The organism is Aeromonas sp. QDB56 (assembly GCF_027705505.1).
Classification (GTDB): Bacteria; Pseudomonadota; Gammaproteobacteria; order Enterobacterales; family Aeromonadaceae; genus Aeromonas; species Aeromonas caviae.
Map to the genome: position 1 here is coordinate 1 of NZ_JAPDBZ010000145.1, position 10,211 is coordinate 10,211.

At 63.5% G+C, this 10,211-nt stretch carries 6 protein-coding genes and 2 pseudogenes; 3 read left to right on the plus strand and 5 right to left on the minus strand.

Going from position 1 to position 10,211, the window contains the following annotated elements; genetic code table 11:
- Positions 1-123: 123 nt before the first annotated feature.
- Positions 124-1,479, minus strand: coding sequence for a TAXI family TRAP transporter solute-binding subunit (locus tag OKB81_RS17260; RefSeq protein ID WP_160838096.1), 1,356 nt, complete (start codon positions 1,477-1,479; stop codon positions 124-126).
- A 148-nt stretch (positions 1,480-1,627) separates the two neighbouring features.
- Positions 1,628-2,767, minus strand: coding sequence for a MalY/PatB family protein (locus tag OKB81_RS17265; protein WP_010673889.1), 1,140 nt, complete (start codon positions 2,765-2,767; stop codon positions 1,628-1,630).
- A 163-nt stretch (positions 2,768-2,930) separates the two neighbouring features.
- Here OKB81_RS17265 and OKB81_RS17270 point away from each other — a divergent pair.
- Positions 2,931-3,182: pseudogene (locus OKB81_RS17270) on the plus strand (MFS transporter); the annotation flags it as partial.
- Here the strand turns inward: OKB81_RS17270 and OKB81_RS17275 are convergent.
- Both OKB81_RS17275 and OKB81_RS17280 read right to left on the minus strand, forming a co-directional pair.
- Positions 3,180-3,416, minus strand: a pseudogene (locus OKB81_RS17275) (LysR family transcriptional regulator); the annotation flags it as partial. The pseudogenes OKB81_RS17270 and OKB81_RS17275 sit on opposite strands and share 3 nt — an antisense overlap.
- A gap of 89 nt (positions 3,417-3,505) precedes the next feature.
- Positions 3,506-4,261 carry a YciK family oxidoreductase gene (locus tag OKB81_RS17280; RefSeq protein WP_103261740.1) on the minus strand — a complete coding sequence of 252 codons (756 nt, stop codon included), beginning with the start codon at positions 4,259-4,261 and terminating at the stop codon, positions 3,506-3,508.
- A 224-nt stretch (positions 4,262-4,485) separates the two neighbouring features.
- Between OKB81_RS17280 and sohB the strand changes: the two genes are divergently transcribed.
- Positions 4,486-5,493: a protease SohB gene (gene sohB / locus OKB81_RS17285; RefSeq protein ID WP_039040521.1), complete on the plus strand. Its 1,008-nt coding sequence runs from the start codon at positions 4,486-4,488 to the stop codon at positions 5,491-5,493.
- Positions 5,494-5,723: 230 nt separating this feature from the next.
- On the opposite strand, the gene astB is transcribed toward sohB, so the two are convergent.
- Positions 5,724-7,061 (minus strand): N-succinylarginine dihydrolase, encoded by a 1,338-nt coding sequence (gene astB / locus OKB81_RS17290; protein ID WP_160838098.1) that lies wholly within the window; start codon positions 7,059-7,061, stop codon positions 5,724-5,726.
- A gap of 360 nt (positions 7,062-7,421) precedes the next feature.
- On the opposite strand from astB, the gene topA reads away from it, so the two are divergent.
- Positions 7,422-10,043, plus strand: a complete 2,622-nt coding sequence (gene topA, locus OKB81_RS17295) for a type I DNA topoisomerase (RefSeq protein WP_010673895.1) — start codon at positions 7,422-7,424, stop codon at positions 10,041-10,043.
- Positions 10,044-10,211: the final 168 nt, after the last annotated feature.

The window sequence follows — 10,211 nt, forward strand, 5'->3', positions numbered from 1 at the left end:
AAAAAATCGGCTCAAACATGAAGAAATGAAATGACTGAGTCAGCCGAGAAGAATTTCCCCGCTTATTCGCACCTTCCTTAAGTGAACAGCATTGCACCCCTGGGGTGGCCTCTTGGTTGGTGTTCATTGCCCGGCGGGGGCTGTGGTCTCCACCGCGTGGTTGGGCGGGCTGGCCGGCATGGCCTCCGGTGATGGCGCCTCCAGCGGCGTTGCCGACGAGGCGTGCGCCTCAGGCGGGGTCAGGGGATGGCCTGGTGCCAGGGTTGCGCTGCCCGGTGTGGGCGGCTCGGTCAGTGCCGGGGCCTGGTTGGTGGAGGCCGCCCCCGAACTGGTTGAGAGGGTCGCGGCGGCCGGCTGCTCCGGCAAGGTGTCGGACCCCTCCAGTGGCGCGGTGCCTTCCAGGGGGCCTGTCCCATCGGTCGGTGTGGCCGCGCTGCTCGCCGGGGACAAGGTCGGCAGGGCGCCCGAGGTCGCCCCTGCCCCGGATGCCGTGAGGGTGTCCGCCGGGAGGGTGGGCACGGCATCCAGCATGCCGGGATGGAGCAGGGCGATGCTGCCCGCCTGCATGCCTTCCCAGGTGAGGGTGGTCAGTGCCGGATGCAGCCGGGTGAACTGCTTGAGCCGCTCGTTCAGCACGTCCCGCAGGGTGCGCACCTCGCTCTCGGGCAGACTGGCCAGCGCCACCAGTTCGGCGGTGACGGCGAAGGTATTGACGCCGCTTGTCTGCCCCGGATAGAGGTTGGCGCCGATGCGGCTGCGATCATAGTAGGGGTGCTGCTTGAGCAGCTTGTCCACCTGTTCCCCCTCGATGGGAATGAGGCGGGCCTGACAGCGGCCGGTGAGATCGCCGATGGCCTGATTGGGGTGACCGGCGACCACGAAGGCGGCATCCAGGGTGCCGTCACAGAGCCCCTCCAGCCGGTTGCCCGGGGAGATCACAGGCGGGCGGCTGAAGTCGGCGACCCGCCACCCCATGGCATCGAGCAGGGCCCGGCTGGTGACCCTGTCCCCGGAGTTGGGGGCGCCGACATCGACCCGCTTGCCCTTGATGTCGGTCAGGGTGGTGATGTTGCTGGTGGCGCTGGCAATCAGGGTCAGGGACTCCTTGTGGAGCCGCAACAGGCTGCGCAGCTGATCGTCCGGGGCCTGGCCCGCGAAGGGGCCGGTGCCGTGCACCGCATGGTAGAGCACATCCGACTGCATCAGGGCGAGCTGTACCTCTCCCTTGGCGAGCGCCGCCAGATTGGCGATGGAGCCCGAGGTACTCTGCACCGTGCAGTGCAGGCCGTGGCGGGCACTCTCCTCGTTGAGCAGGCGGCAGATAGCGCCTCCTGTCGGGTAGTAGACGCCGTTGAGGGCTCCCGTACCGATGGTGACATAGGCGGGGGAGGCGAAGAGGGAGGGCGCCAGCACGGCCGCAAGCCAGGGCAGGGCGGTACGTGACAGACGCAACAGGGCAGAGAAGGCGAATGGGCGCATAGTGGACCGAAACCGTGGCTGAACATGAGGAGGAGGCGGGCTCATCCGGTGATGAGCCTCATCTTATCCGTATCAGACGGGAAGCTGAACGGATTTTACCGCTTTTGCGCGCACCGGGCGGCCTGGGGCCGCCGCCCGGGACGGTTCGCTAGCGGGTCTGGAGAATGGCTTTCTCCATGCGGGCCAGGGCCTCGGTGAGACGGGCCCGGGTGCAGCCAAAGTTGAGCCGCACGAACTGGCCGTTGCCGAACTGGGCTCCGGGGGAGAGACCCACGCCCGCCTGTTCGAAGAAGGCGACGGGATCGTCCAGGCCCAGGGCGCTCATGTCGATCCAGGCGAGGTAGGTGGCCTGGTTGCGGGCCAGCTTGACGCCGGGCCAGCGGGCCACGGCCTGCTCGATCAGGGCCAGGTTGCCGGCCAGGTAGTCGAGCTGTTCATTCAGCCACTGCTCGCCCCCCTCATAGGCCGCCTCGGCCGCCACGAACCCCAGCAGATTGACGTCGGCGCTGATGCCGCGCATCGCCTGTTGCAGCTTGAGCCGCAGGCGGGCATTGGGGATCACGGCGAAGGAGCAGCACAGCCCTGCGATGTTGAAGGTCTTGCTCGGCGCCATCATGACGGCGGAGCGCTCGGCCGCCTCCGGGCTCAGGGCACCATAGGGGATGTGGCGGGCATCCTTGTCCAGCAGCAGGTCGCAGTGGATTTCGTCGGAGCAGATCACCAGGTTGTGGCGCTCGGCGATGGCGTCGATGGCCAGCAGCTCTTCCCGGGTGAAGACGGTGCCACCCGGGTTGTGGGGGTTGCACAGCAGCAGCAGATCCGCCGAGGGGGCCTGACGCTCAAGCTCTTCGAGATCCAGCACCCAGCGGCCTTCTTCCTCTACCACGGGGACGGTGAGCAGGGGGCGGTCATTGAAGCCCGGTGCCTGCAGGAAGGGGTAGTAGACCGGCTTGGGGGTGATGATGCCGCGTCCGTGCTGGCTCCAGGCCTTGCAGGCGAGGTTGAGGCCCGGCACCACCCCGGGCAGGAAGACGAGCCATTCGGGCTGGATGGTCCAGCCATAGCGGCTGGCCAGACGGGATACGATGAGTTCGATGAGCCGGGGAGAAGGGCGCGAATAGCCGAAGATGCCGTGGGCGACCCGTTTGGTGAGGGCCTCCAGTACGGCGGGGGGAGAGACGAAGTCGGTGTCTGCGACCCACATGGGCAGGACATCCTGACCCTTGTATTTGTCCCATTTCAGGCTCATGGTACCGCTACGATCTATTTCCCGGTCAAAATCAAACATGTTAAATCCTTGTACTGGCGCTGGATGGGCTTCCAATGTACGGACTTGGACGCCCCCCCGCAACCCTTGAGGTGGCTGTTGATAATGGCATAAAATAGCTGCCGCCATACGCCAAGCCCGCCCGCATCTGGCTCCTTTTTTCTTCCATATCAATGGTATCTCTATGAGTTTGCTGTCTGCTGCCCGCAAGAGGCCGGATCCCGTCTCTCTCTCGTTTCTCGCCGTGACCTTCATGACCGGGGTGGCGGTGGCGCTGCAGGTGCCGACCTTGAGCCTGTTTCTGGCCGAGGAGGTGCAGGTGCGCCCCTTCCTGGTGGGGCTCTTCTACACGGTGAACGCGGTGATCGGCATCCTCATCAGCCAGTGGCTCGGCCACCGCTCCGACAACAAGGGGGATCGCAAGCAACTGATCCTGCTGGCTGAGCTGGCGCGCCCGCTTGAGGAAGATCTCCCCCGCCGGCGTCAGCACCGCCTTGCGTCCCCGCACCCCCAGCAGGGCCACCCCCAGACTCTGTTGCAGCTTGGCAACCGCATGATTGAGGGAGGATTGGCTCTTGTTCAGCGCCTCGGCAGCCTGGGCATAACCGCCGCAGTCCACCACCGCCTGAAAGATCCGCCATTGCTCAAACGTGCTCTTGGGACGAAACATAGTGCAACCTGTCTGGGGCCGATGGGATTCAACAGGGCGCGCCTTGGCACCCCCTCTTCACTGTAATCCCATCCGGTTGATTTGTTGATTTATTTGGGCTGGGCCACGAAGGTCTTGCCGCTCTGGCCCTGACTATCACGCCCCATCAGGTAGAGATAGAGGGGCATCAGATCGGCCGGGGTCTTGAGGGTTTGCGGATCTTCCGCCGGGAAGGCGCTGGCCCGCATCCTGGTGCGGGTGCCGCCCGGGTTCAGGGTGTTGACCCGCACCCTGGTGTTCTCTAGCTCGTCCGCCAGCACCTCCATCATGCCTTCGACGGCGAACTTGGAAATGGCATAGGTGCCCCAGTAGGCGCGCCCCTTGCGGCCCACGCTGGAGGAGGTGTAGACGATGGACGCCTCGCCGTGCTCCTTGGCGGTCTGGCGAAGGAGGGGCAACAGCGCCTGGGTCAGCAGGAATTCGGATTTGACGTTGACCTGCATCACCTCGTCCCACTCCTGCTCCTGAATGTGTTCGAACGGCGACAGGGTGCCGAGCAGCCCGGCGTTGAACAGCACGCCGTCGAGGCGGCCGAACTGCTGGGCGAAGGTCTCCGCCATGCCGCGGTAGTGGGCGGCAGTAGCCCCTTTCAAGTCCACTGGCACGATGGCGGGCAGGGGGTGACCGGCCGCTTCAATCTGGTCGTAGACCGCCTCCAGCTTGGCACTGGTGCGCCCGAGCAGGATCACGGTGGCACCGTGGGCCGCATAGGTAAGGGCCGCTTCGCGGCCGATGCCGTCACCGGCGCCCGTCACCAGAATGACCTTGTCCTTGAGCAGATCACGGGGGGCCTGATAGTCGAGCATGTGGACTCCTGTTAACAATGCCTGGCGGCTTGGCGCAACGAATCGAGTGGGCAAGTGTACTGACCCGGCCCGGCAGTTGACCAGTATGAGACGGCAAAAATGTGAATAAAACAGGGCGATAGCGTCGATCCCTCCGCCCTTGGCACGGGAGATGGCAGAGTTTTTGCGCGAGGGGGGCAAACTCCTTACTATGTGAAAAAACCGGACATTGAGCGGAGCATCAAGTGGCATTTTTGACCGAATACGGCCTGTTTCTGGCCAAGACCCTCACCTTCCTGCTGGCCATCGGCGCCGTCATCCTGATGGTGGCGAGCAGCCGCCAGCCCAAATCCCGCAAGGGGGAGCTGGTGGTGACCGATCTCTCCGGCGAGCTGGAGCAGGGGCGCCATCAACTGCAGGCAGCCCTGGCGGGCAAGGCCGAGCGCAAGCAGATGGAGAAGACCCGCAAGGCCGAGCACAAGGCCAAAGCCAAGGGGGAGGATGAGCGCAGCCGGCTGTTCGTCATCGACTTCAACGGCAGCATGGATGCCAAGGAAGTGGCCTCCCTGCGGGAAGAGGTGAGTGCCGTGATAGGCGTGGCCCGGCCCGGGGACGAAGTGCTGCTGCGTCTCGAATCCGGCGGCGGCGTGGTGCATGGTTACGGCCTGGCCGCCTCCCAGTTGCAGCGGCTGCGGGACAAGGACATCACGCTGACCGTGGCCATCGACAAGGTGGCGGCGAGCGGTGGCTACATGATGGCCTGCGTCGCGGACAAGATCCTGGCGGCGCCGTTCGCCATCGTCGGCTCCATCGGGGTGATTGCCCAGATGCCGAACTTCAACAAGCTGCTCAAGAAGCACGACATCGAATTCGAGATGCACACCGCAGGTCAGTACAAGCGCACCATCACCATGTTCGGCGAGAACGACGATCTGGGGCGGGAGAAGTTTCGCGAGGAGCTGGGGGCCATCCACGAACAGTTCAAGGCCTTCGTGGCCGAGCACAGACCCGGTCTCGACATCGACAAGGTGACCACGGGCGAGCATTGGCTGGCGAGCCAGGCCAAGCAGCTCGGTCTGGTGGATGCGCTTTGCACCAGCGATGACTACCTGCTGGCCCAGGCCAGCCATCACAAGGTGGTCGGCATCCGCTACAGCAAACCAAGGAGCCTGACCCAGAAGCTTGGCAAGCAGGCGGCACTGGGGCTGGAGGCCGGCCTTGGCCGGCTGTGGCAGCAGAGCCCCTGGCGCTGAGAACCTGTTTCGAGCTTACTGCGAGGTCGTGATCAAGGCTCATGTGCTGCTCGGAATCCTCATGTGTATCTACACACTCCGGTTCCTGCGCTGCTCTTCACCTTGCTGACGATCTCTCGCTACAGCTCGTGAACAGGTTTTATAGCTCAGTGCAAAGGACTAAAAAGAGAGCCGGGCATTGCCCGGCTCTCTTTTTTTATTGCGTCGGCTCTGCAGGCCGATGGCGCACCTCAGCGTTGGAAGGGGTAGACGGAACCCAGTTTCAGGATCTGGGTCAGCTCGTCCAGGGCGGTGCGGGTCTCCAGCACCAGGGAGGGGTCGCGCAGATCGTCCGGCGCCAGGCTGTCGCGATAGTGCTTCTCGACCCACTGATCCAGGCGGGCAAACTGGCTGTCGGTGATGAGGCAGGCCGGGTTGACCGCGGCGAGCTCGGTGTCGTTCATGGCGACCCGCAGGCGCAGACAGGCGGGGCCGCCGCCGTTTCTCATGCTCTGCTTCACATCCATGTAGTGGACGTCCTTGATGGGGGTGCCCTGGGTCACCAGCCTGGCCAGATAGGCGGACACCGCCGGGTTGTCGCGGCATTCGGTGGGGGCGATGATCGCCATCTCGCCGGATGGCAGGGTGAGGATCTGGGTGTTGAACAGATAGGACTTCACCGCATCCTGCACCGACACCTCTGCAGTCGGTACCTCGATGAAGTGCAGCTCACCGTCGCCGAACTTGGTACGCACCTCGGCCAGCGCAGCCTCGGTATGGAGGAATGCCTGCTGGTGGAAGAAGAGCACGTTCTGGTTGCCCACCGCGATGACGTCGTTGTGGAACACTCCCTGATCGATCACGTCCGGGTTCTGCTGAATGAAGACCGCACTCTCATCCCCCAGGCCATGCAGGCGGGCGATGGCCTGGCTCGCTTCCAGGGTCTGGCGGGCCGGATAGCGTTTGGGGGCGGGCTGGGAGACGTCGAAGGCGCTGCGGCCATAGACGAACAGCTCGACCCCCGCTTCGCCATAGGCGCGGCACAGCCGGGTGTGGTTGGCGGCGCCTTCGTCACCGAAGTGGTCGTTCTCCGGCAGATGCTGGTGGTGATAGAAGTGGCGATCGTTGTTGAACACGGCCCGCAGGATGCGCCCGGTCACCTCGGGCTCCAGGGAGCGGTGGAACTTGTTGGTCAGGTTGGCGGGGGTGAAGTGAATGCGGCCATCCTGGGTGTCGGCGCTCGGGGAGACGGTGGCGGCGTTGGCGGTCCACATGCTGGAGGCGGAGTAGCAGGCGGCCAGCACGGCGGGGGCCTGTCTGGCCGCCTGGGCCAGGACGCTGGCGTCGTTGCCGGTGAAGCCCAGGCGGCGCAGGGTCGCGAGATCCGGCCTCTCCTGGGGGGCCAGCACTCCCTGTACCATGCCGAGGTCGGTCAGCGCCTTCATCTTGCGCAGCCCCTGCTTGGCCGCTTCCTTGGGGTTGGAGGCCTCTTTGGCGTTGCTCTGGGAGGCGACGTTGCCATAGGAGAGGCCGGCATAGTTGTGGGTGGGGCCGACCAGGCCGTCGAAGTTGACCTCGAAGTGCTTCATGATCACATCCTTTCGATTTTTATATGGGGAGCGGTTCCTTCCGCGCACAAAGCTGCGGTGTGCGGCCATTATAAAGAGATTTCATCCTTTGTAACAAGCTGATAACCAGAATGGGTTTTTATGTCACAAGGGTGGCTGGATATGTCATTTCCAATCTAAAAAAGGGGGGGATATAGCATAAAAACAAAAAAGCGGTTGCTTCCCGCGCCCCGGCTTCGCATTAATAAATAAAGAAGCAGGGCGGTTCGGGCTGTCGGGCAAATTGACCCGCAAGATTGCTTTTTCCCGTCAAATCTCTTATACAGCCCCACAAAACCGCACGCCAACCCCGTCGGGTGCAATGAGGATAATAGTTACAGCATGGGCAAATCACTGGTCATCGTGGAGTCTCCGGCCAAGGCCAAGACCATCAACAAATATTTGGGCAAGGACTACGTGGTGAAATCCAGCGTAGGCCACGTGCGCGATCTGCCGACCAGCGGCAGCGCCAGCACCGAGCCCAAAAAACCTGTCATTCGCGGCATCAAGCTCAGCGAATCCGAGAAGGCGGCCAAGGATCGCAACGCCCTGTTCTCAAGGATGGGCATCAACCCGACCGCAGGCTGGCAGGCCAACTACCAGATTTTGCCCGGCAAGGAAAAAGTGGTCAGCGAGTTGCAAAGTCTGGCCGCCAAGGCCGACACCATCTATCTCGCAACCGACTTGGATAGAGAGGGGGAAGCGATCGCCTGGCACCTGCGCGAGATCATCGGTGGCGACGACAGCCGCTACAAGCGCGTGGTGTTCAACGAGATCACCAAGAGCGCCATCCAGGAGGCGTTCGCCCAGCCGTCCGAGCTGAACATTCATCGCGTCAACGCCCAGCAGGCCCGTCGTTTCCTCGACCGGGTGGTGGGCTACATGGTCTCCCCGCTCTTGTGGAAGAAGCTGGCCCGCGGCCTCTCCGCCGGTCGGGTGCAATCCGTCGCGGTGCGCCTCATCGTCGACAAGGAGCGTGAGATCAAGGCGTTCGTGCCGGTGGAGTTCTGGGATCTCAACGCCGACCTGCTCACCGCCGAGAAGAGCGAGCTGCGCATGGAGGTGGTCAGCCGCAATGGTGCCGACTTCAAGCCGGTGACCCAGGCCGAGACCTTCGCCGCCGTGGCGGCCCTGGAAGGGGTCGACTACAAGGTGGTCAACCGGGAAGACAAGCCGACCGGCTCCAAGCCGTCCGCTCCCTTCATCACGTCCACCCTGCAGCAGGCCGCTTCTACCCGTCTGAGCTTCGGGGTCAAGAAGACCATGATGATGGCCCAGCGTCTCTATGAAGCGGGTTACATCACCTATATGCGTACCGACTCCACCAACCTCAGCAAAGAGGCGGTGGATGCGGTGCGGGAATACATCGGCGAGCAGTATGGTGCCGCCTACCTGCCGAGCGAGCCGAACCTCTACGGCGCCAAGGCCAATGCCCAGGAGGCCCACGAGGCGATTCGCCCCTCCAGCGTCCAGGTGACTGCCGAGATGCTGGAAGGGATGGAGCCCGATGCCATGCGGCTCTATGACCTCATCTGGCGCCAGTTTGTCGCCTGCCAGATGACCCCGGCCCAGTACGACTCCTCCACCCTGACCGTCAAGGCAGGGGAGTTCGAGCTCAAGGCGCGCGGTCGCACCCTGCGCTTCGCCGGCTGGACCAAGGCCCTGCCGCCCATGGGCCGCAAGGGTGAAGACAGCCAGCTGCCGGCGGTGACCGTCGGCGAGGTGCTGAAACTGGTCAAGCTGGATCCGCGCCAGCACTTCACCAAGCCGCCCGCCCGCTTCACCGAAGCGGCCCTGGTACGCGAGCTGGAAAAGCGCGGCATCGGCCGTCCGTCCACTTACGCCTCCATCATCTCCACCATCGTCGACCGTGGGTATGTGCGGGTCGAGAGCCGCCGCTTCTTCGCCGAGAAGATGGGGGAGATCGTCACCGACCGCCTGGTGGAGAACTTCGTCGAGCTGATGAACTACGAGTTCACCGCCAAGATGGAAGACAAGCTCGACGGCATCGCAGAGGGGAGCCTGGAGTGGAAGAAGGTGCTCGACGCCTTCTACGCCGAGTTCACCCAGGAGCTGGAGCAGGCCGACAAGCCCCATGAAGAGGGGGGCATGCGTGCCAACCAGATGGTGCTGACCGACATCGACTGCCCGGATTGTGGCCGCAAGATGGGTATCCGTACCGCCACCACCGGCGTCTTCCTCGGCTGCTCCGGCTATGCCCTGCCGCCCAAGGAGCGCTGCAAGAAGACCATCAACCTGGTCAGTGCGGACGAGTTCGTCTCCGCCACCGACGGGGACGAGGCGGAAACCGATGCGCTGCGTGCCAAGCATCGTTGCGGGATCTGCGGCACCGCCATGGACGCCTACATCATCGACGACAGCCGCAAGCTGCACGTCTGCGGTCGCAACCCGGATTGCGATGGCTACGAGGTGGAGCAGGGGCAGTTCAAGCTCAAGGGCTACGAAGGGCCGAGCATCGAGTGCGATCGCTGCGGCTCCGAGATGCAGCTCAAGAACGGCCGTTTCGGCAAATACATGGGTTGCACCAACGAGAGCTGCAAGAACACCCGCAAGATCCTGAAAAATGGCGACATTGCACCGCCGAAAGAGGATCCGGTACCCCTGCCCGAGTTGAAATGCACCCAGTCCGACGCCCACTTCGTGCTGCGGGACGGCGCCGCCGGTCTCTTCCTGGCCGCCAGCAACTTCCCCAAATCCCGCGAGACCCGTGCGCCACTGGTGGAGGAGCTCAAGCGCTTCCGCGATCGCCTCTCCCCCAAGCACCAGTACCTGGCGGACGCCCCGGCGTCAGATCCTGACGGAAACGCCTCCGTGGTGCGCTTCAGCCGCAAGACCAAGGAGCAGTACGTGATGACCGAGGTCAACGGCAAGGCGACCGGCTGGACAGCCCATTACGACAACGGAAAATGGCAGGAGAGCCTGCCCAAGGCGAAGAAAGCCTGATGGCGACGCCGCTCACAGCATGATGAAAGAGGCCCCTTGCGAGGGGCTTCTTTGTTGGTGGATGGCGATATACTGGAATGGCTGCATGGATCCGTCATTCCGCACCTGATTTTGCTATTTTCAGTGCTTGACGGCGATCGGCCGTTCTGATCTATTACTCTCTTTTGC

Excerpts from the sequence above, each read along its gene's own strand:
- OKB81_RS17260 (WP_160838096.1), bottom strand. The coding sequence starts at position 1,479 with ATGCGCCCATTCGCCTTCTCTGCCCTGTTGCGTCTGTCACGTACCGCC.
- OKB81_RS17265 (WP_010673889.1), bottom strand. The coding sequence starts at position 2,767 with ATGTTTGATTTTGACCGGGAAATAGATCGTAGCGGTACCATGAGCCTG.
- OKB81_RS17280 (WP_103261740.1), bottom strand. The coding sequence starts at position 4,261 with ATGCTCGACTATCAGGCCCCCCGTGATCTGCTCAAGGACAAGGTCATT.
- astB (WP_160838098.1), bottom strand. The coding sequence starts at position 7,061 with ATGAAGCACTTCGAGGTCAACTTCGACGGCCTGGTCGGCCCCACCCAC.
- topA (WP_010673895.1), top strand. The coding sequence starts at position 7,422 with ATGGGCAAATCACTGGTCATCGTGGAGTCTCCGGCCAAGGCCAAGACC.